Below are 21,766 nucleotides of genomic sequence, written 5' to 3'. Positions count from 1 at the left end.
CCCCCGGACCCTCGGCCCCCAGGGCGAGTACTCAATGCCCCGGACGACCACGCCGGCGCTGCCGCCGGTGGAGTCCTTCTCGGAGCTCGGCCTGCCCCCTGAGCTGGTGACGACGATGGCCGACCAGGGGGTGTCGGAGCCGTTCCCCATCCAGGCGGCGACCCTCCCCAACTCCCTGGCGGGCCGCGACATCCTCGGCCGCGGGCGGACCGGCTCGGGCAAGACGCTCGCCTTCGGGCTGGCCATGCTGGCCCGTACGGCGGGGCAGCAGGCCGATCCGAAGCGGCCGCTCGCGCTGGTCCTCGTACCGACCCGCGAGCTGGCGCAGCAGGTGACCGAGGCCCTGGCCCCGTACGCGCAGGCCCTGAAGCTGCGCCTGGCCACGGTCGTCGGCGGACTGTCCATCGGCAAGCAGACGGGCGCGCTGCGCACCGGAGCCGAGATCGTGGTGGCCACCCCGGGGCGGCTCAGCGACCTCATCGGCCGGCGCGACGTGCACCTGGAGCGCGTGAAGGTCGTCGTCCTCGACGAGGCCGACCAGATGTGCGACATGGGCTTCATGCCGCAGGTCACCGAGATCCTCGACCAGTGCCACCACGCCGGCCAGCGCATGCTGTTCTCGGCCACCCTGGACCGCAACGTGGACCAGCTGGTGCAGCGGTACCTGAAGGACCCGGTCGGCCACTCCGTGGACCCGCAGTCGGCCTCGGTGTCCACGATGGACCACCACGTGCTGCACATCCACGCGGCCGACAAGGTCTCGGCCGCGACCGAGATCGCGGCGCGCGAGGGCCGGGTGCTGATGTTCCTGGACACCAAGCACGGCGTCGACCAGTTCGTGAAGCACCTGCGGGCCATGGGCGTGCGCGCGGAGGGCCTGCACAGCGGCAAGTCGCAGCCGCAGCGCACCCGGACGCTCGGGCAGTTCAAGGACGGCCTGCTGAACGTCCTGGTCGCCACCAACGTCGCCGCGCGCGGCATCCACATCGAGGACCTCGACCTCGTGGTCAACGTGGACCCGCCGGCCGACAGCAAGGACTACCTGCACCGGGGCGGCCGCACCGCGCGGGCCGGCGAGTCCGGCAAGGTCGTCACCCTGGTCACCCCGAACCAGCGGCGCGACATCGTCCGGCTGATGGCCGACGCCAAGATCCGGCCGACCATCACCCAGGTCCGCTCCGGCGAGGCCGCGCTGAGCCGGATCACCGGCGCGAAGGCCCCCTCCGGCGTGCCGCTGGCCGGCGCCGCGGCCACCGACGCCAAGGGCCGGCCCTCGGGCTCGGACCTCGGCTTCCGCGGGATCGGCACGCGGCCCGGGCGGCCCGGCAAGGGCAAGGAGTCCCGCAAGACCATCGAGGCCCGGCAGGCCGCCGAGGCCCGTGCGGCGGCGCGGGTGCGGCGCGGCACGAAGTAGGCGGCACGAAGTAGGCGGAGTACGACGGGGCACGCACCCGTACGACGGGAGGGCCGGGACCGTGGATGCGGTTCCGGCCCTCCGCGCATCCCGGAAGGTCACGGGCTCAGGCGGCCCGCCGCAGCAGCCGCTGGGCCGCCGCGTTGCGGACCCGGCGGGTGCGGGCGCCCGCGGCGAGCAGGCGTAGGGCCTCGTCGGCGTGCAGGGACTGGGCCGCCGTGCGCTGACACCAGTCGGAGGCGGCGAGGAGTTCCGCCGCGGACCAGGGCTCGCCCCGGGTGACGGCCTTCAGCAGGGTCCACTCGCGCAGTCGGCGGGCGGCGAAGGTGCGGCCGTCGAGGGCGGCTCCGACGGCCTGCGCCCAGGCCGGAAAGGCCTCGTCGGCCAGCAGTCCGGCCGCCCGCCGGTCGAGGTGCGTGACCACCGCGCTCTCGGCCATCACGAGGTCCGGGTCGCGCAGGACGGCGGCCACGGCCTCGGCTTCGGCGGGCTGACCGGAAACGGCGGCCAGGGACTCCAAGTGCCGGGCGTAGCGCCAGTGCTCGGGCGGCGTGTTCACCGCCACCGTGCCCGTCGTCCCCTCGGTCCGGCTTTCCGGGCCGCCTTGGCGTATCTGGTACTCGCTTCTCCCCATGCTGCCATTCCACACGACGCGGGTGAACGACACGTTGTCAGGGTGGCATCGAGCCCGTGCGGGACGGCAACGGCGCCTCCACCGGGGGCAGTCGGCCCACATCTGCGCAGGTCACAGGACCATCACGATCTCGATCCGGCTTGTGCCGCATCGGTGACGCCCTGTGAGATGGACCGGAGTCAAGAGCATGGGCGGGGGCCTGACATGACGGAACCGGCGGAATTCTTCACACGACTGCGCGCGGACATCCAGGGCGAGAACCAGGATCAGGACCGCGAGGAGCGCAGGTACCGCGAGGAGCACGAGGAGCGCAGGTACCGCGAGGACCGCAGGTACCGCGACGATCACGAAGCGGCCTTCCACGCCGGCCGGCACCGGGGGCGCGTCAGACGCCTGGCCGTCGGAGCCGCCGCCGCCCTGGCGCTCGCCGGTGTCACCGCGTGGCTGGTGCTCGCTCCGGACGAACGGACCGCGAGCGAGTCCTACGCCGCCGCGCTCGACGAGCAGGCCTGGCCCGATGAGTGGCCGGCCACCACGAGCCTGCCGCTGCGCGGTTCGCCCGCCCGCACCTGGGCGACCGAACAGGAGGAGCTCCCGCTGCCCGCGGCCACGGCGGTCGGTTCGATCCCGCAGGAGCAGGTCTCCGACGGACTGCGCCGGGCCCGGGAGTTCGTGGTCGCGGCCAATCTGGATCCGGAGGTGCTGCGGGGCGCATGGCCCGCCGAGGCCTTGGAGCTGCTCGATCCCCAGCAGTCCTCCCGCGCCGAGCTGTCGGCGCACCTGCGCGAACCGGGGCTCCCCGACGCCGACCCCACCGAGCTGTTCACCCGCTTCGACCCCGCCGTGCTCACGCCGGCCCGTGGCGGCATCAGGGTGCGCGGCCGGATGTCCTTCGAAGCCGGCGGGAATCCGGGGCAGCTCAGGATCCACGCCGACTACACCTTCGTCTACGCCCTGCGGCGCGTGGCCCCGCGCGCGGAGCCGGGGCCCGCGCCGGGCACGGAGGAGGTGGCGCGGGTCGTCGTACGCAGGCAGCTGGTGCTGCTCTACGGCGTGTCCGACTCCCCCGGCGTGACGGCCGGGAAGCTGGTCCCGGCCGGGTACCGGCGCCAGCTCGGCAACCACGACTGCGGCACGGTCGACGGCTACGTCCACCCCTACTTCTCCAAGGAGGCGGCCGCCGCCGAGCTGCCGTGGCCGGTGGTCGACCCGTACGACGACAGCAAGGACATCCCCGACGGACGCCCGAGCTGCACCGTTCCGTCACGGACCTGAGCCGGCGCTCAGCCCCCGTGGCTCTCGTAGCCGCCGGAGCCCTGGTCGTTCGCGTGGCCCTGCTCCGGGAGGGGGGCTCCGGTCTCCAGGAGGGTCTTGAGGCTGGACGCGAGCATCGGCCAGGCGCGCCCGCACATGCCGATGAGGGTGCCGCCCGGTTCGAAGCCCTCGTGGAGGATGGTGAGCCGAGCCAGCGTGTCGCCGACCGGCTCGATCTCGTACGTCACCTTCGTGCGCCGCTCGCGGGCCAGTTCGGCGCGCAGCTCCTCGCCGATGCCCACGGAGGCGGCCCACTGCGGGGTGAAGGTGTGCCAGGTGTAGGAGAGCAGCCGCTCCGGTACGCACTCCAGCACCACCTGCTCCGGATCGCTCGTCCGCGCCCCGCGCTCCACCCAGTCCATCGTCGAGCCCACCCGCCAGTCGGTCTCGAAGTCGAGTCCCCAGTAGCGGCGGGTGAACGCGGGCTCGGTCAGGGCCTGCCACACCCGCGCGGGGTCGGCCTGGACGTACACGGTGTAGGTGATCGCAGTCTCGCTCATTCCCTCATGCTGCGGGACCGGGGCCCGCGGACCGGGGATTGAGCCGCTCTGCGCTCACCAGTGGCAGCCCTCCGCGGGGAGTTCCGTCGGCGGGGTGCGGGGCGGCTGCGGGAGGGACAGGTGGGCGCGGGCGGCGTACACGGCGGCGAGTTCCTCGTGGCCCGCCGGGCCCCAGTCGCTGAGTTCGCGGACCTGTTCGGGGGTGGCCAGCAGCCGGGCGTACGCCGGGTCCGGGCCCGGGGGCAGCGCCGTGAGCCGGGCCGCGGTGCGCGGGTGGGCGCCCTGGTCGGCGTACCGGTACCCGAGCGGGAGCGCGGCCGCGGTGCGGCCCGCCGTCGGGGAGGGGAGGTGGGCGGCGCCGGTGGCGCGGGCGACGAGCAGCAGGACGCGCCCGTCGGGGGCGAAGAGCCAGCCTGCGGGGTCCCGTGGCGTCAGGTGCCCGGGGACGGGACCCGGGTGCCAGGTGCCGTGCAGCGGGACGCGGCGGCTGCGCAGGACGCCGAGCCGGTCGAGCGCGGTGGGGGCGGTGGGGCGGCCGTCTTCCAGCAGGGCGGCGCCGCCTCCGTTGATCCGGGCCCGCAGCGCGGACAGGGCGCGGCGGGCGTCTCCCGCGTCCATCAGGGCGGGCAGCTCGGCCGGCTCGGCGAAGTGGATGCCGGTGATCTCCTGTGCGGGGAGGCGGACGGAGTCGATGCGGTCCCGGGTCCAGGTGCCGCCGTCGAAGACGTGCAGGATCTCGCCGGGGAAGCCCATCCCGGGCGGCATGCCGGGTGCGTCGGCCGGGATCCAGTCGACGGCGAGGCCGCGCGGGTAGCGGCCTTCGACGCCGAGCTCCTCGTACATCTCGCGGGCGGCCGCCGCGGCCGGTGCCTCGCCGGCGTCCACCGCGCCGCCGGGCAGCAGCCGGTCGGGGCGGTAGTCGACGCTCTGGACGAGGACGCGGCCGTCGGCATCGGTGACGAGGACGACCGCGCCGGTCCAGAGCGTGGCGCGGGAGGCGCCGTACTCCTCCGGGGTCATCCAGGTGCCCGGACGGGTGGCCTGGGCCGGGGGTTGGGCCTGGGCCGGGGGTTGAGCCTGGGCCTCGGACTGGGCCCCGGCTTGGTCCGAAGCCTCGGACCGGGCCCCGGCCTCGGCCCCGGACTGGGTGTGGGACCGGGCCTCCGGTGTGGCCGGGGATGCGCCCGTGTCCTGCGTCACGTCCTCGTCGGTCAGCTGCGGCATCGGACTCCATTCACCGTAGGGGCACCGCGGGGGCGTCGTGCGGCGCCGTCGCGCGGGCGACGCGCGGTCATCGGGCGGGCCTCGCGGGGGCGTTCCGCACGGGTGGTCCCGCGGGCTGTGCAACAGCGCGGACGGCCCCCGGGTTACGGAGATCGACACATTCCCCTTTGCCACCCCTATACCTCCTTATTACCTGGTTACACGGATCTTGCTACGTTCCCCGGGCGGACTGGCGGCATGAAAACCGCCGGTCCGACCACGTCACCGGAGCGAGGAGAGACCCAGACATGCGACGCGCACCCCGTACGGGCACCCCGGCGGCCACCGGCAAACGGTGGACCGTCCCGGGCGTGGCCGGCGTGGCCGGCGGCGTCGCGGTCCTCGGCTTCGGTGGGCTGTACGCCGCGGGTCTGCTGCTGGCGGGCGACGACGTGGCCTCCGGTACGAAGGTGCGCGGCATCGACATAGGCGGGATGAGCCGCGCCGAGGCCCGGCAGACCCTGAACCGTGAGCTCGGCCCGTCCGCCGCGGCCCCGCTGGCACTGCGGATAGGAGAGCGGACCGAGCAGGCGCAGCCGGCAAGCCTCGGTCTGTCCCTGGACACCGGCGCCACCGTCGACCGGGCCGCCCGGTCCGGCGCCGACCCCGTCAGCGTGATCGGCCGGCTGTTCTCCTCCGGTGATCCCGACGTTGAGCCCGCGGTCCGGCTCGACGAGAGGGCGGCCCGCGCCGCCTTGGACGAACTCGGCGCGAAGACCCGGCAGGAGGCCCGGGAGGGCTCGGTCTCCTTCGAGAAGGGCAAGGCCAAGGCGGTGGCCCCGGTCACCGGTACCGACCTCGACGTCGACGGCTCCCTCGGCGTGCTCCGCTCGTCCTACACCCGGCCGGCGGACGGGCAGCCCGTCGTGCTGCCCGTACGGACCACGGAGCCCCGCGTCGGGCAGCAGGAGACGCAGCGGGCCCTGAAGGAGTTCGCCGAACCCGCGGTGTCCGCGCCCGTCACCCTGACCGTGGAGGGCAAGCGCATACCCGTCGGCCCGGCCGTCCTCGCCAAGCACCTCACCCTCAAGGACGACGGGCAGGGCCGCCTCGCGCCCCGCCTCGACTCCAAGGCGCTGCTCGCCGACCCGCAGCTGGCCGGTCCGCTGCGCCGGGCCACGCCCGGACCCGTGGAGGCGAAGCTTCGTACGGACTCCGCCGGCGCGGTCTCCGTCGCCGAGGAGGGCCGGGCCGGACGCCGGGTCGCCGTAGAGGGCCTGTCCGCCGCCGTGCTGACGCTGCTGACGCGGACGGGCGCGGCGGAGCGTACGGGCGAGGTCGCCACGGAGGAGGTCCAGCCGAAGCTGACCGCGAACACGGTCGGACAGCTGGGCATCAAGGAGGAGGTGTCCTCCTTCACCGTCGGCTTCGAGAAGGCCCCGTACCGCACGACGAACATCGGTCGGGCCGCGGAGCTCATCAACGGTTCGCTCGTGCTGCCCGACGAGACCTGGAGCTTCAACCGCCGGGTCGGCGAGCGCACGAAGGAGAACGGTTTCGTCGACGGCCTGATCATCAACAACGGCCAGTACGAGAAGGCCGCGGGCGGCGGCGTTTCGGCGGTGGCCACCACGGTCTTCAACGCGATGTTCTTCTCCGGGGTCAAGCCCGTCGAGTACGGAGCGCACTCCTTCTACATCGAGCGCTATCCGGAGGGCCGCGAGGCCACCGTGGCGTGGGGCAGCCTGGACCTGCGCTTCGCCAACGACTCGGGCAAGGCCCTGTACATCCGGGCCGAGGCGACCGACACCTCGATCACCATCACCTTCCTGGGCACGAAGCGGTACGACGAGATCCGCGCGGCCAAGGGTCCGCGGACGAACGTCAAGCCGCCCGCCACCCGCACGGACAACGGCCCGAAGTGCGAACCGCAGTCCCCGCTGGAGGGCTTCGACGTCGCCGTCGACCGGGTGTTCGTGAAGGGCGGGCAAGAGGTCAAGCGGGAGACGATGAAGACCCGTTACACCCCGAGGGACAGCGTGACCTGCGGCTGAGTCCTCCTGTCGGGGAGTCCGGACCACCCGTGCGGGTGAGTGCGTGCGGGTGAGCGGGCGTTCGTCGGGCAGGGTGGGCGGATGGAGTCGCGCCGGGGACCGAGGGTGCCCCTGATCATCGTCGCGCTGGCCGTGGCGGCCGGGTGTGTGACCGGATGTGTGACCGTGGCCCCGGCCACCGGTCCGGGGACCGTTCCCGTGACCGGAGCGCGGCCCGCACCGACCGGGCTGCGGACGGGCCTGCCGGGACCGGCGACCGAGGCCTGGCCGCTGGGGTCGCTGCCGCAGGTCGTGCAGGATACGGATCCGGTGCCCGAGGAGCCCCCGATTGCCTTGCCCGGGGCCGCTGTTGCTCCACGGCCCGCCGCGCCCGCGGCGCCGGCCGCCCGGGCGCGCAGCCGGGTGAAGCCCGCCGCGCCGCGACACCGGCCGGAGCGGCCCCGGCGGGCCGCGCCGAAGAAGCCCGCGGCTCCCGCCGCGAAGGCCCGTCGCTCCAAGCCCGCGCCGATCCGGTCGTACGACATGGCGCCGCTGTGCGCGGCGGCCCGGGGGACGGTGGATCCGGCGATCGTGGCGCTGTGCCACTGAGCGCGTTTCACTGAGTGCGTTCCACTGAGCGCGTTTCGCTGACCGCCTGTCGCGGACCTCGTGTCACTGACCGCCTGTCACTGCCCACGTGTCACAGACCGCGTGGCGCTGCCGGGTCCGGGAGGCGGGATTCGCTTGGATGGGCCCGGCGGACCCCGACCGGGGCCCTCCAGCCCCCACCTCCAGGAGTGGCCATGGCGAAGATCGCTCTCTTCGGCGCGACCGGCACCGTCGGATCCCGCGTGCTGCACGAAGCCCTCGGGCGCGGGCACGAGGTCACGGCCGTCGTGCGCGATCCCGCACACTTCGCCGAGTCCGACGCCAGCTCCGCGGACGTCACCGTCGTCCGCGGCAACGTCCTCGACCCCGCGTCCGTGACCCAGGCCGCGGCAGGGCAGGACGTGGTGGTCAGCGCCTACGGTCCGGGCTCCGGGGACCCCGGCACGCTGGTCGGCGCGGCGAAGGCGCTGATCGGCGGTGTGCAGGCCCTCGGTGCGGACGGGCCCCGGCCGCGCGTGGTCACCGTCGGCGGGGCCGGCTCCCTGCGCACCCCCGGCGGACCGAAGGTCTGGGACCAGGCCGGGATTCCGGCGCCGATCGTCGCCGTCATGCACGCCCACGGGGACGCCCTCGACTTCCTGCGGACCGTTCCGGTGGAGGAGGTCCACTGGACCAGCCTCAGCCCCGCCGCCACGATCGAGCCGGGCACCCGGACGGGCGCGTACCGGCTGGGGCTCGACGACCTGGTCGTGGACGACCACGGAAACAGCCTGATCTCCACGGAGGACTTCGCGGTCGCCCTGCTGGACGAGATCGAGCGCGACGCGCACCCGGGCAAGCGCTTCACCGTCGGGTACTGATCACCGTCGGGTCCTGAGATATTCGCTGGTCCGGGCCGGTTCCGCCTCCCTAGAGTGACCGTGCACCAGCCTCGGCCGCAGGGAGCGGATCATGCGCACGCACTACCCCCGGACTCCGCACCTGCCCTGGTCCCCCGGTGCGACGTCCGACGACGTGCGGACCACGGGACCCGGCCTGCTGGCCGGGTTCGCCGGGCGCGAGGTCGTGGTCACCGAGAAGCTCGACGGCGAGAACACCACCCTCTACGCCGACGGCCTGCACGCGCGCTCGCTCGACTCGGGCCACCATCCCTCGCGGGCCTGGGTGAAGGGCCTGCAGAGTCGTATCGGCCCGGGGATCCCCGCCGGCTGGCGGGTGTGCGGGGAGAACGTCTACGCCCGGCACTCGCTCGCGTACGAGGAACTCGACGCGTGGTTCTACGGGTTCTCGGTGTGGGACGGCGACCATTGCCTGGACTGGGACCGGACGGTGCTCTTCCTGCGCGGTCTCGGGGTCCCGGGACCGCGCGTCCTGTGGCGCGGTGTCTTCGACGAGCGCGCGCTGCGCCGCCTGCGGCTCGACACGACGCGGCAGGAGGGGTACGTCGTCCGCACGACGGAGGGCTTCGAACGCGCCGAGTTCGGGCACCGCGTGGCCAAATGGGTGCGGGGCGGGCACGTGCAGACGGACACGCACTGGATGTACGCCCAGGTGGTGGCGAACGGGCTCGGTCCGGCGGCCGCCCTCTGGGACGCCCGGTCGGGCGCGGATCCGGACGCGGCCGGGCTGCTGCGCGCGGTGGGGGCGGACACGGCGCTGGGGGCCGAGACCGCGGTCGAGGCGGCCCGAGTCGAGCAGCTGGTCGCCGAAGTCGCGGACCGCATCGACGGGTTGGGCGTGCGCAGGTCCGGCGAGGAGCGGCTGGCCGGGATCCTGGCGGCGGCCCTGCACGGCGTACCGCGCGCCGCGCTCGCATCCCGGCTGGCGGCGGGGCCGCTCGCCATGGCCACCGCACGGCGGGTCGCGGACCTGGTCGGGCTCTGCCCGGCGCTGCGCAAGCCCTTCCCCTACCCGGACGCGGAACGGCGGGCGGGGCTCGTACGGATGGCGGAGGCGGCCGATCTGGGGGTGCTGCACGCGCTGGCGGGGGCGGTCTCCGGGTCCGGGGGTCGTGTCGGGCCGCCTGGATCCGGCGAAGGCGGCGAGCGGGGCGACGGGCCCGCGGAGTGCGTGGAGTGGTCCGCGCTGCACGCCGAGGAGGCGGGGCTGCTCGGGCCCGCGCCGCTGGAGCCCCTGCGGGCCGGGCTCCACGAGGCCCTCGCCGCGGCCGGCATAGGCGCGGGCGGTGGTGACGGCGACGCCGACGCCGCCGACCGCTGCTGGGCCGAAGCCCGCCTCGCCTACGGCCAGGGCAAGCTGACCGGCGCCGAGGAGGCGGTCGCGGCGACCTGGCGGTGGCGCGACGGCGCCTCCTTCCCCCGGCTCGTACAGCTCTGCGGACCCTCGGGCAGCGGCAAGAGCACCTACGCCCGGAACCTCCCGGGGGTGGAGGCCTACATCAGTCTCGACGACCTGCGCGGCGCCAGGGGCGCCCGGGCGGACCAGCGGGACAACGCGGACGTGCTCCGCGAGGGCCTGGACCGGCTGGACTCCGCACTCGCCTCGGCCGCGCGACGGGGCGGCACGGTGGTGTGGGACGCGACCTCCCTCACGGCCCAGCAGCGCGGTCTGGCCGGCACGGTCGCCCGGCGGCGCGACGCGCTCGTCACCCACGCCGTGCTGCTGGTCGAGGAGGCGGAGCTGATGCGCCGCAACTCCACGCGCGCGCACCCCGTACCGGAACAGGTGCTGGCCTCGCAGCTGCGGCGGTTCGCTCCGCCGTATCCCGGTGAGGCGCACCGCACGTGGTACATCGGGCCGGGCGGAGCCGTCGAGGACACGGCGGGCACGATCGGTGCGCCGGCCCGTACGGCGGCCCGTACGCCGACCCGTACGGCGGCCCTCACGACGTCTCGTACGGCGACCCGAGAGGAGGGCTGATGCGTACCAGCGAGGAGCTCTACCACCAGGTCCGCTGGGATCCCCGCTTCGATCCCGCCCGGTTCACTCTGGGACTGCTGCAGCGCGGTGCGGCGCCGAAGCGGATCCCGCTGCCCGCCTTCGTGCCCGGGGGCGACATCCCCTGGCACCGGGTGCTGTTCGTGGAAGCCGACGGCGAGCTGGTGTGGGACCGGGCGACGGGCGTCGACATCATCGACCGCACCGCGGCCGGGCGGGTCCGCGACCCCAGGCTGCTGCGGGCGCCGTTCTTCACCGCACGCACCCGGTACGCCTGGGACGCGTCCGGCGACGGCGCGTGGCGGGCAGCCCCCGAGGGGGACACCCGCGCACCGAAGCCTTCGCGCGTACGCCTGTTGACCTGGAACACGCTCTGGGACCGCTACGACGCCCCGCGCATCGCCACCGCACGGCGCAGGCCGCTGCTGCTCGCCGACCTCGCGGTGGCCGACGCCGATGTGATCGCGCTCCAGGAGGTGGAGCCCGAGCTGCTCGGCATGCTGCTCGCCGAGCCGTGGGTCCGCGCCGGGTACACGGTCGCGGCGGACCCGCGCGGCCGGGACGTGGCGGAGAGCGGACTGCTGGTACTGAGCCGCCTTCCGGTGCGGGAGGCGGGAGTTCACGTACTGGGTCCGCACAAGGCGGTCGTCGCCGTGACCGTGGACACGGCGGGCGGGCCGTTGGTGGTCGCGGCCACACATCTGACGAGCGATCACACCGAGCGGGGCGAGGACCGCCGGGCGGCCGAACTGGTCAGGATTTCCGAAGGGTTGTCGGGAATCGAGGCGGCCGACGTGGCCCTGCTCGGCGACTTCAACGACGGCCGGTCGGGGGCCGAGGGTCCGGCGGCGGCGCTGGGTCTGCGGGACGTGTGGACCGAGGTGCACGGGGTCGGGGACGGGACCCCCACCTTCGATCCGGTCGCCAACCCGCTGGCCGCGGTGGGGTCGTTGTCGGGTCGGGCCGGCCGCTTGGACCGGATCCTGCTGCACTCGGCCGCGGTTCGCGTGACTCATGCCGCCCTGCGCGGCGACTCCCCGGCAGCGGACGGGCTGTTCGTCTCGGACCACTACGGTGTCGAGGCCACCCTGGACTTCGAGCCGTCGGCCGACGGAGACGAGGTCGGCGAAGGGTACGGGCACGCGGTGCTCGACGTCCGTGCCACCGCGCGGACGGCGGTGGCGTGGCTGGCGCCGCAGGACGAGGCGGTGGAGGCGGTCCGTCGCGCACACGACCCGCAGGCGGAGCGCTGGCCGGCGCACGTGAACCTGCTCTTCGGCTTCGTACCGGAGTCCTCCTTCGAGGAGGCACTGCCCCTGCTGGCCGAAGTGGCCGCGCGATCGGCCGCGTTCACGGCCCGGCTGGAGGGCGTGTACGGCTTCGGCCCGACCCTGTGGCTGGACCCGGCGGCGGCCGGCGACGCCCCGTGGCAGGAGCTCCGGCGGACCCTGGCGGCGCGCTTCCCGGGCTGCCGGGGCCGCGCCGAGGGGTTCACTCCCCACCTGACGCTCGGACACAGCCCCGATCCCCGGCGTGCGGAGCGGGAGTTCGCGGCACGCCTCGGCGGTGCCCGGTCGGCCCGCGTTGCCTCGCTCGCCGTCCTGTCCCGCCGCGGCGACGGCCCGATGCAGGTCCGGGCAACGGTGGAACTCGGCACCGGCAAGGTCACCTGGGCACCCGAACCCCCACGCGCCCGGACGGGCCGCCCGGGCGGCGGGGAATCGGCGGGGGGCGGGGGCTCCGGCGCAGGCTCCGGCTCCGGCTCCGGCTCCGGCTCCGGCTCCGGCTCCGGCTCCATCAAGGCCGGGGCCTGGGCCGAGGCCAACGCCGAGGCCCTCGCGGCGCGGATCTCGGCGGCCCTCCCCGAGGGGGTCGTGCACGTGGCCGGCTCGCGCCGGATGGGGTGTGCGCTGCCGGACGCGGATCTGGACCTCGTCGTGGCCCTGCCCGGCACCGTCGCCCTGGCGGAGGTACGGGCTCGGGTGGCCTCGGCCCTCCCCGAGGCGGAGCGGCTCCGCGAGGTGACGGGCGCCCGGGTGCCGGGGCTGCGGCTGCGCGCGGCCGGGCTGGACGTGGACCTGGTGGTGGTGGCCACCGGTCCGGTGCCGCCGGGCCGGGCGGTCGCCCTGAGGTCGCGGCTCGGCGAGGCCGCGGCGGTGGCGCTGAGTGCGGTGAGCGACGCCGATGCGGTACGGGCCTTCGTGGGCCCGGAGCACGCGGCGTTCGCCCGCCTGGCGCGGGAGGTCAAGGCCTGGGCCCGGTCCCGGGGTCTGGACTCGGCGCCCTTCGGCGGCCTGCCGGGACTCGCCTGGTCCGTGCTGGCCGCCCACACGGTCCGCTCCGCCCCGGGCCTGTCCCCCGGTCCCCTGCTGCGCACCTTCTTCGCCACCTGGGCCGCCTGGGACTGGCGCACCCCGGTGGGCCTGGCCCCGGCCAACGGGCCGACTGCCGGCGCGGGCGGCGAGGAGGCCGTCACCGTGCTGACCCCCTCCGCCCCGGTGCGCAGCTGCACCACCCAAGTCGGCCCGGGAACCGCCGACTTGCTGACGCGGGAGCTGTTCGCCGCGTGGGAGGCGCTGGAGGAGAGCCCCACGGCGGAGCTTCCCCTCGCCCCTGCGCCCGCGCACCGACGGCACGCCGCCTGGGCCGTGGTCACCGTGACGGGTTCCCGGCCCGGCGACTTCGAGGACGACCTGGGCCGCACGCGCGGCCGACTGCGCGCCCTGCTCGGCGCCCTGGCGGAGACGGGCCTCGTGGACGTACACGCCTGGCCCAGGCCCTTCGAGCGGACACCGACCCTGGCCCGCTACGCGATCGGCCTCGGCCACACGCCGCCGGACCCGAGCACCCTCGCGGCGATCACCGCACCCTGGTCGGCGACGCTCCCCGGCACCGAGGTGGCCTGGGCCGACTGTGGCAGCGTCCCCGACCTCTCCTGACGACAAGTAACGAACGCGCGGCAACACCGGGCCGGCCATCGGGCCCCACTCTCCGAACGCAGCGAAGACTCTCGGCCTGAGCTCCGCCTCCCCGTAGCGGGCACGGCGAGACGGAGCGGTCAGAGCCTCAGTAGAGTCCTGTGAAGTTTTTTCGTCAACACTTTTCACAAGGATTGAAGAAACCTCAAGTTCACAGGCCTGATGCGGGTTTGACACACCGTTGGATCTTCAGTTCATGAACGTGCAAACCCTTGACGGCCCCGGCGCCGGGCAGTTCACTCACGCTTCGATCCCCCCGGATCCACAACGTCAGGAGTAGCCCCGCATGCCCCTCCTCTCCTCCCACCCTCCCCACCCATCGCGTCGCCCCTCGCGGCCGTCCCGGCTGAGCGTCGCCTCCCTGGCGGCCGCCCTGGTCGCGGCGCTCCTCGTGCTCCTGCCGGGCACCGCGGCGACCGCCGCGCCGACGCTCCTCTCCCAGGGCAAGCCCGCCACCGCGTCCTCCACCGAGGGCGCCGGCACCCCCGCCTCCGCCGCCGTCGACGGCAACAACGGCACCCGCTGGTCGAGCCAGTTCTCCGACCCGCAGTGGATACAGGTCGACCTCGGCGCCAGTGCGCAGCTGAGCCAGGTCGTCCTGCGCTGGGAGACCGCCGCAGCGAAGGCGTACCGCGTCGAGCTGTCCCCGGACGGCACGAACTGGTCCACGGCCTACTCCACGGCCAACTCCACCGGCGGCGTCCAGACCCACGACATCACCGGCAACGCCCGCTACGTCCGCGTGTACGGCACCCAGCGCACCACCGGATACGGCTACTCGCTCTGGGAGTTCCAGGTCTACGGAACCACCGGTGGCACCGGCCCAACCCTCCCCGGCGGCGGTGACCTCGGCCCGAACGTGATCGTCTTCGACCCGTCCACGCCGAACATCCAGGCCAAGCTGGACGAGGTCTTCGCCCAGCAGGAGTCGGCGCAGTTCGGCTCCGGGCGCTACCAGTTCCTCTTCAAGCCGGGTACCTACAACGGCCTCAACGCCCAGATCGGCTTCTACACCTCGATCTCGGGCCTCGGGCTGAACCCGGACGACACCACCATCAACGGCGACGTGACCGTGGACGCGGGCTGGTTCGGCGGCAACGCCACCCAGAACTTCTGGCGTTCGGCCGAGAACCTCGCCATCAACCCGGTCAGCGGCACCAACCGCTGGGCCGTCTCGCAGGCCGCGCCGTTCCGCCGGATGCACATCAAGGGCGGCCTCAACCTCGCCCCGAACGGCTACGGCTGGGCCTCGGGCGGCTACATCGCCGACTCGAAGATCGACGGCCAGGTCGGCAACTACTCCCAGCAGCAGTGGTACACCCGCGACAGCTCCATCGGCAGCTGGTCCAACGGCGTCTGGAACCAGGTCTTCTCCGGCACCCAGGGCGCTCCCGCGCAGAGCTTCCCGGAGCCGCGCTACACCACCCTCGACACCACCCCGGTCTCCCGCGAGAAGCCGTTCCTGTACCTGGCCGGCTCCGAGTACAAGGTGTTCGTCCCGGCCAAGCGCGTCAACGCGCGCGGCACTTCCTGGGGCACCGGGGCGCCGCAGGGCTCCTCCATCCCGCTGAGCCAGTTCTACGTGGTCAAGCCCGGCACGAGCGCCGCGACGATGAACCAGGCGCTGTCCCAGGGCCTGCACCTGCTCTTCACCCCGGGCGTCTACCACGTCGACCAGACCATCCAGGTCAACCGCGCGGACACGGTCGTCCTGGGCCTCGGCCTCGCCACCATCATCCCGGACAACGGGGTGACGGCGATGAAGGTCGCCGACGTCGACGGCGTGAAGCTCGCCGGCTTCCTGGTCGACGCGGGCCAGGTCAACTCCCCCAGCCTGCTGGAGGTCGGCCCGGCCGGCACCACCACGGACCACGCGGCGAACCCGACCACGGTCCAGGACGTCTTCATCCGCGTCGGCGGCGCCGGCGCCGGCAAGGCCACGGTCGGCATGGTGATCAACAACCACGACACGATCGTCGACCACACCTGGATCTGGCGCGCCGACCACGGCGACGGAGTGGGCTGGGAGACCAACCGCTCCGACTACGGGTTCCGCGTCAACGGTGACGACGTACTGGCCACCGGCCTGTTCGTCGAGCACTTCAACAAGTACGACGTGCAGTGGAACGGCGAGCGCGGCCGCACGATCTTCTTCCAGAACGAGAAGGCGTACGACGCCCCCAACCAGGCCGCGATCCAGAACGGTTCGGTCAAGGGATTCGCCGCCTACAAGGTCGCCGACTCGGTCAACACCCACGAGGGCTGGGGCCTGGGCAGCTACTGCTACTACAACGTCGACCCGACGATCCGCCAGGACCACGGTTTCCAGGTCCCGGTGAAGCCGGGCGTGAAGTTCCACGACATCCTCGTGGTCTCGCTCGGCGGCAACGGCCAGTACGAGCACGTCATCAACAACACGGGCGCGCCGACCTCGGGCACCTCGACCGTTCCCTCCACCGTGGTCTCTTTCCCCTGATCCACCCCTGACCCCCGGTTCGCGGGGCGGCTGCCGGCCGCCCCGCGTTTTCCGGGCCATCCGAGAGAGCGCTCTCCCATCTCGGGCCTCCCTCGCCCTCCGTCCCTCAGAAGGAGCTGGACGATGAATCTCCGACCGCGGACCCTGTCCGCATTCCTGGTCTCGGCGGCCATCGCCGTGACCGCTGCCGCCGGTCTCGGCGCCACGGCGCTCACCGCGCAGGCGACACCCGACGCCGGCACCGCCCACACGAACATGAACCATGCCGCCGCGGCCCCGCTCGCCGGCGGCGACGACCCCGACGGTGACGGCTACATCCCGGCCGTTCCGCAGGTCACCGGTGTGACCCCGTCCTGGAACAACCCGCCGGACCGGTACTTCCACGAGTTCCAGGCCAACTGCTCGGTCACCAAGACCGCACCGGACGACCCGATCGTCTACGCGGGCCGGCCCGGCGCCTCCCACGACCACACCTTCATGGGCAACACCGGCACGAACGCCAACAGCACCACCGCCTCGCTCAGCGCAGGAGGCACGGCCTGCACCGCGGTCGGCGACCTGTCCGGCTACTGGATGCCGACGCTCTTCAACGGCAGCCAGAAGGTCCTGCCCACCGGCCCCCAGGTCATCTACTACAAGACCGGGGTCACCGACTACACGAGCGTGCGCCCCTTCCCCAAGGGTCTGCGGTTCCTCGTCGGCAGCCCGACCCAGACCGCGGCGGAGTTCCGCGGGCACAAGGGCTGGGTCGAGGGCTGGGAGTGCGGCAACAGCTTCAAGAACACCGAGTTCCCGGCCAACTGCCCGGCCGGCACCCAGCTCAACATCCGCATGCAGTCGCCCAGTTGCTGGGACGGCAAGAACCTCGACACACCGGACCACAAGGCCCACATGGCCTACCCGGTCACCAAGCCCGGCAACAACGACAACGTCTGCCCGGCCTCCCACCCGGTCGCGGTCCCGATGGTCGAGTTCAAGATGGCCTTCCCGGTCAGCGGGGACATGTCGCAGGTCAGGCTGGCCAGCGGGTCCGGCCACTCCTTCCACTACGACTTCTTCAACGCGTGGGACGAGCGCACGCTGAAGGCCATGGTCGACCAGTGCATCAAGGGCGGCCTGCAGTGCAACAACCGCGGCTTCGACCAGTACCACCCGGAGGCCGGCACCGTGCTCGGCCCCGACGGCCGCCTCCCGTAGGCACTGCGCTTCCCCCCACCCTCTCCCAAGGAGGTTCCTGCATGCTCACCCGCATGCGCAGCACGGTGGCCACCGCCGCCCTGCTCGCGGGCGCTGCCACCCTCGTCCCCGCCGGCCCGGCCCAGGCCGCCGCCGGCGTGGTCAAGGTGACCGGCTCCCAGGGCAACTGGCGGCTGACCGTGAACGGTTCTCCGTACCTCGTCAAGGGCGTCACCTGGGGCCCTTCCCCCGCCGATGCCGCGCGCCTGCTCCCCGACGTGAAGTCGCTGGGCGCCAACACCATCCGCACCTGGGGCACCGACGGCAGCAGCGCCCAGCTGTTCGACGCCGCCAACGCGAACAACATCAAGGTCGTGGCCGGCTTCTGGCTCCAGCCCGGCGGCGGTCCGGGCAGCGGCGGCTGCACGAACTACGTCACGGACACGACGTACAAGAACAACATGCTGGCCGAGTTCACCAAGTGGGTGCAGACCTACCGCGACAACCCGGCCGTCCTGATGTGGAACGTCGGCAACGAGTCGGTGCTCGGCCTGCAGAACTGCTACTCCGGCACCGAGCTGGAGAACCAGCGCAACGCGTACACGACCTACGTGAACGACGTGGCGAAGGCCATCCACCGCATCGACGCCAACCACCCGGTCACCTCCACCGACGCCTGGGTGGGTGCCTGGACGTACTACAAGCGCAACTCCCCGGACCTGGACCTCTATGCGGTCAACGCCTACAAGGAGGCCTGCGGGGTCAAGAGGCGTGGCAGCAGGGTGGTTACACCAAGCCCTACATCATCACGGAGACCGGTCCGGCGGGTGAGTGGGAGGTTCCCCACGACTCCAACGGCGTCCCGCTGGAGCCCCGCGACCAGGCCAAGGCCGACGGCTACACCCACGCCTGGAACTGTGTCACCGGGCACGGGGGCGTGGCCCTGGGCGCCACCGTGTTCCACTACGGCACCGAATACGACTTCGGCGGGCACTGGTTCAACCTGACCCCGGCCGGGGAGCGCCGCAAGATGTACTACGCGGTCAAGCGCGCCTACGCGGGCAGCACGGCGGGCGACAACCTCCCGCCGACCGTGTCCGTCCCCTCCGTCCCCGACCCGGGCGCCGTTCCGGCCGGCAAGGAGATCACCATCCAGGCCCCGGCGACCGACGCCGAGGGCGACCGGCTCGCGTACGAGGTGCTCTGGGGCAGCAAGTACGTGGACGGGGGCGGCGGACTGATCTCGGTTCCGTCGACCCACCTGGGCAACGGGACGCTCAAGGTCACGGCCCCCGCGAAGACGGGCGCGTGGAAGCTCTACGTCAAGGCCAAGGACGGCCGCGGCAACGTGGGCGTCGAGCAGCGCTCGGTGAAGGTGGTCCCGCCGCCGGTGCCGGGCACGAACGTGGCGCTGAAACGGCCCACGACCGCCTCGACCTTCCAGAACGACGGCTACGGCGGTTGCCCCTGCGGTCCGCAGTTGGCCACGGACGGCAACAACACCACCCGCTGGGCCACGACTTGGTCTGATGCCCAGTGGCTCCAGGTCGATCTGGGGTCGGTGAAGCAGCTCAAGCACGCCCAGCTGGTGTGGGAGACCGCTTACGGCAAGGCGTACACCATCAAGGTGTCGGACGACGGCCGGAACTGGAGGACGGCTTACGCCACTTCGAACGGTGACGGCGGCATCGACGACTTCGACATCTCCGCGTCGGGCCGGTACGTACGGCTCGAACTGACGGGGCGGGGCACCGGCTACGGCTACGCCCTGTTCCACTTCGGCGTCTACGCCTGATCCCTGGCCCGACGCCCCGCACGCCCCGCACGCTCCGCGCGCCGCCCGAACCTGAACCGGGTGGCGCGCGGTTCTGCGTTCTTCGCAGGCTCCCCGCGGGGCTCAGACCTCCAGGACGATCTTCCCGGCGGTGTGTCCTTCCCGGCTGAGCGCGAAGGCGGCCGGCAGTTCCGCGAGCGGGAAGGTCTCGGCGACCGTGACGGTGAGCTGTCCGGCGTCGGCCAGCCGGCCCAGCTCGGCGAGGTCGGCGCCGACGGGCCGTACCCACATCCACTGGCCGCCGGAGCCGAGCACGGTGTGGTCGGCGATGGAGGCGTGCCGGCCACCCTCGGCCAGGACCGCCAGGGTGGTGTCGAGGACTCCCCCGACGAAGTCGGCGACGACGGTGACCCCGTCGGGCGCCAGGGCGCGGACCCGGTCCGCGAGGCCGTCGCCGTACTCGACCGGCTCGCAGCCCAGCTCGCGCAGCCGGTCGTGGTTGCGGGCGGAGGCGGTGCCGATGACGCGGGCCCCGAGCGCGCGGGCGATCTGCACGCCCAGGGAGCCGACGCCGCCCGCTGCTCCGTGCACGAGGACGGTGTCCTCCTTGCCGGTGTCCAGGCGCGTCAGCAGCTGGTACGCGGTGAGGCCGGCCAGCGGCAGTCCCGCGGCCTGCTGCCAGGTCAGGGAGGCGGGCTTGGGCGCGAGGGCCCGTACGGGCACGGTCACGAACTCGGCGAAGGTGCCGCCGTGCACGTAGTCCTTGCGGGCGTAGGCGACGACCTCGTCGCCGGCGGTGAACTCGGGGGTGTCGATGCCCACGTACTCGACCGTCCCGGCCACGTCCCAGCCGGGGACGACGGGGTACACGACGTCCATCAGGCCGTCGAGCCCGCCCGACATGATCTTCCAGTCGACGGGATTGACGGAGGCGCAGCGGACCCGGACGAGGACCTCGCCGGGGCCGACCTTGGGCACCTGGATGCGGGTCTCGGAGAGCACCTCCACTCCGCCGTACGTGTCGTACGTCATCGCCCGCATGGTGCCCTCTTGGTCCTCGGACATACCTCTCGCCTCTCCGTGAGCCGGTCGCGTGCCCCCCGGGCCCCATCCCACCACGAAGAGCCGCGCCCGCCCCGGGAGGAGGGGCGGGCGCGGCGCGGCGGAGCGGGCGCGGGCGGCCAGGCGGGCGGTGAGGCGCGTGGCACGCTCGGGCGGCGCCAATCGGATGCTCGGCGACTCCGCTCTTTCCAGATCTTAATTTAGAATGTGAATTAAATCTCGGGAAAGGGTTGTGCGACGGTATGTTGCGATCGGTGTCAGGGCGGAAGGAGCCACATGACGACGGGGCGCAGTGGACGTACGGTGCGGGACCTGAGAAGGGGCAACCGCAGCGCCGTGCTGCAGCAGTTGTACTTCGGCGGACCCATGAGCCGGCAGGAACTGGGCCCCGCGACCGGGCTGAGCTCCGGATCCGTCAGCAACGTGGTCGGTGAACTCGTCGTGGACGGACTGCTGGAGGAGGCCGGCATCGTCGACTCCGACGGCGGCCGACCCCGTACGCTGCTGCGCGTATCGCCCGGCAGCGCGCACATGATCGGCATCGACGTGGGCGAAACCCGGGTCAGGGTCGAGCTGTTCGACCTCACCCTCACCGAACTGGCCCGTGCCGAGCTCCCGTTGCAGCCGCGCGGCTGCTACGACGTCGGCCCGATCGTCGACCACATACGGAGCGGGATCGCCACCGTCCTGGAGCGGGCCGGGGTCGGGACGAACCGGCTCCTGGGCGTCGGCATCGGCGTACCCGGCATCGTCGACCGCGACGCGCCGGGCGGAACCGTGGTCCACGGGCAGACCATCGGCTGGGACGCGGTCCCGCTGGAGGCGCTGCTGCGCGCGACGGGAGCCGTGCCGCCCGAGGTCCCGTACATCATCGACAACGGGGCGCGCACGCTCGGCCAGGCGGAGATGTGGTTCGGCGCGGGGCGCGGGGCCCGGGACGCGGTGGTCGTCCTCTTCGGCTCCGGCGTCGGAGCGAGCCTGATCACCGACGGCTCCCCGGACGGTGCCACCACCGGGGGCGCACCCCTGGAGTGGGGCCACCTGACGGTGCAGGTCCGCGGGCGTCGCTGCCGCTGCGGGGCGCTGGGCTGCCTGGAGGCCTACACCGGAGCGGAATCGCTCCTGGCCCGGTGGGCGGAGCGGGGCGGCGGCGGGGAGGCCGTCGCCGGGGACGAGGAGGACGCCCTGGCAGCGCTGCTGGCGGCGGCCGGCGGCGGGGACGCGATCGCACTCGACGTGCTCGACGAGACCGCGGAGTACCTGGGCGCGGGCCTGTCGGACGTCATCAACCTCTTCCAGCCGGAGCGGATCCTCATCGGCGGCTGGGCCGGCCTGCTGCTGGGCCCGCACATCCTCCCGGCGGTACGGGAACACGCGAAGCGCTACTCGCTGCGCCATCCGGCGGCCCGGGTCACCATCGACATGGGCTCACTGGGCCCCGACGCGGTCACCGTGGGCGCGGCCACCCTCCCCCTGGCGGCCTTCTTCGCCGCGGGCGGCCGCCGCACCCCGCCGGAGCCCGCGGCGGAAGCCCCGGGCTGGCAGACGTCCTTGCAGACCCGCGGGGGCTCAGCGCCGACGGCGGGGCGGGGCTAGGGGCGGGGCGGGGCTGTGCGGTGGGGTGCCGTGCGGGGCAGGGTGGGCGGCATCGGATGGCGGGCGAAGCCGGGCGCTCGCGGACCTGCCCGGCGTACT

14 protein-coding genes and 1 pseudogene are annotated in these 21,766 nt (G+C 73.3%); 11 read left to right on the top strand and 4 right to left on the bottom strand.

Annotated features, from left to right (window positions below; genetic code table 11):
• Window positions 1-34: 34 nt before the first annotated feature.
• Window positions 35-1,414: a DEAD/DEAH box helicase gene (locus tag OG276_RS34675; protein WP_266911567.1), complete on the top strand. Its 1,380-nt coding sequence runs from the start codon at window positions 35-37 to the stop codon at window positions 1,412-1,414.
• A gap of 106 nt (window positions 1,415-1,520) precedes the next feature.
• Here OG276_RS34675 and OG276_RS34670 read toward each other — a convergent pair whose 3' ends face one another.
• Window positions 1,521-2,048 carry a hypothetical protein gene (locus OG276_RS34670; protein ID WP_266911565.1) on the bottom strand — a complete coding sequence of 176 codons (528 nt, stop codon included), beginning with the start codon at window positions 2,046-2,048 and terminating at the stop codon, window positions 1,521-1,523.
• A 204-nt stretch (window positions 2,049-2,252) separates the two neighbouring features.
• Here OG276_RS34670 and OG276_RS34665 point away from each other — a divergent pair, with 204 nt between their 5' ends.
• Window positions 2,253-3,323: a hypothetical protein gene (locus OG276_RS34665; RefSeq protein ID WP_266911563.1), complete on the top strand. Its 1,071-nt coding sequence runs from the start codon at window positions 2,253-2,255 to the stop codon at window positions 3,321-3,323.
• A gap of 8 nt (window positions 3,324-3,331) precedes the next feature.
• Here OG276_RS34665 and OG276_RS34660 read toward each other — a convergent pair whose 3' ends face one another.
• Window positions 3,332-3,862 carry an SRPBCC family protein gene (locus tag OG276_RS34660; RefSeq protein WP_266911561.1) on the bottom strand — a complete coding sequence of 177 codons (531 nt, stop codon included), beginning with the start codon at window positions 3,860-3,862 and terminating at the stop codon, window positions 3,332-3,334.
• Between the two features lie 54 nt (window positions 3,863-3,916).
• Entirely contained in the window at window positions 3,917-5,086 is a 1,170-nt protein-coding gene (locus OG276_RS34655; RefSeq protein ID WP_266911559.1) for an NUDIX domain-containing protein, read from the bottom strand.
• A gap of 287 nt (window positions 5,087-5,373) precedes the next feature.
• On the opposite strand from OG276_RS34655, the gene OG276_RS34650 reads away from it, so the two are divergent.
• The 8 genes and pseudogenes from OG276_RS34650 (at window position 5,374) to OG276_RS34615 (ending at window position 19,030) form a co-directional block, all read left to right on the top strand.
• Window positions 5,374-7,119: a VanW family protein gene (locus OG276_RS34650; RefSeq protein ID WP_266911557.1), complete on the top strand. Its 1,746-nt coding sequence runs from the start codon at window positions 5,374-5,376 to the stop codon at window positions 7,117-7,119.
• 105 nt (window positions 7,120-7,224) lie between these two features.
• Window positions 7,225-7,707, top strand: a complete 483-nt coding sequence (locus OG276_RS34645) for a hypothetical protein (RefSeq protein WP_266911555.1) — start codon at window positions 7,225-7,227, stop codon at window positions 7,705-7,707.
• A 194-nt stretch (window positions 7,708-7,901) separates the two neighbouring features.
• Window positions 7,902-8,567: an NAD(P)-dependent oxidoreductase gene (locus tag OG276_RS34640; RefSeq protein WP_266911553.1), complete on the top strand. Its 666-nt coding sequence runs from the start codon at window positions 7,902-7,904 to the stop codon at window positions 8,565-8,567.
• A gap of 91 nt (window positions 8,568-8,658) precedes the next feature.
• Window positions 8,659-10,587 carry an RNA ligase family protein gene (locus tag OG276_RS34635; protein ID WP_266911551.1) on the top strand — a complete coding sequence of 643 codons (1,929 nt, stop codon included), beginning with the start codon at window positions 8,659-8,661 and terminating at the stop codon, window positions 10,585-10,587.
• Window positions 10,587-13,544 (top strand): poly(A) polymerase, encoded by a 2,958-nt coding sequence (locus OG276_RS34630; protein WP_266911549.1) that lies wholly within the window; start codon window positions 10,587-10,589, stop codon window positions 13,542-13,544. Before OG276_RS34635 ends, OG276_RS34630 begins: the two co-directional genes overlap by 1 nt.
• Before the next feature lie 325 nt (window positions 13,545-13,869).
• Window positions 13,870-16,059 carry a discoidin domain-containing protein gene (locus OG276_RS34625; RefSeq protein WP_266911547.1) on the top strand — a complete coding sequence of 730 codons (2,190 nt, stop codon included), beginning with the start codon at window positions 13,870-13,872 and terminating at the stop codon, window positions 16,057-16,059.
• Between the two features lie 123 nt (window positions 16,060-16,182).
• Window positions 16,183-17,256, top strand: a complete 1,074-nt coding sequence (locus OG276_RS34620) for a DUF1996 domain-containing protein (RefSeq protein WP_266911545.1) — start codon at window positions 16,183-16,185, stop codon at window positions 17,254-17,256.
• A 53-nt stretch (window positions 17,257-17,309) separates the two neighbouring features.
• Window positions 17,310-19,030 (top strand): annotated as a pseudogene (locus OG276_RS34615) (discoidin domain-containing protein).
• A 102-nt stretch (window positions 19,031-19,132) separates the two neighbouring features.
• Here OG276_RS34615 and OG276_RS34610 read toward each other — a convergent pair.
• Window positions 19,133-20,050, bottom strand: a complete 918-nt coding sequence (locus tag OG276_RS34610; protein WP_266913366.1) for an NADP-dependent oxidoreductase — start codon at window positions 20,048-20,050, stop codon at window positions 19,133-19,135.
• A gap of 297 nt (window positions 20,051-20,347) precedes the next feature.
• On the opposite strand from OG276_RS34610, the gene OG276_RS34605 reads away from it, so the two are divergent.
• Entirely contained in the window at window positions 20,348-21,667 is a 1,320-nt protein-coding gene (locus OG276_RS34605; protein ID WP_266911543.1) for an ROK family transcriptional regulator, read from the top strand.
• The last annotated feature ends 99 nt before the right edge of the window (window positions 21,668-21,766 follow it).

It is taken from the genome of Streptomyces sp. NBC_00086, from assembly GCF_026343255.1.
GTDB lineage: Bacteria > Actinomycetota > Actinomycetes > Streptomycetales > Streptomycetaceae > Streptomyces.
This window is presented reverse-complemented; position numbering and strand designations above follow the sequence as displayed.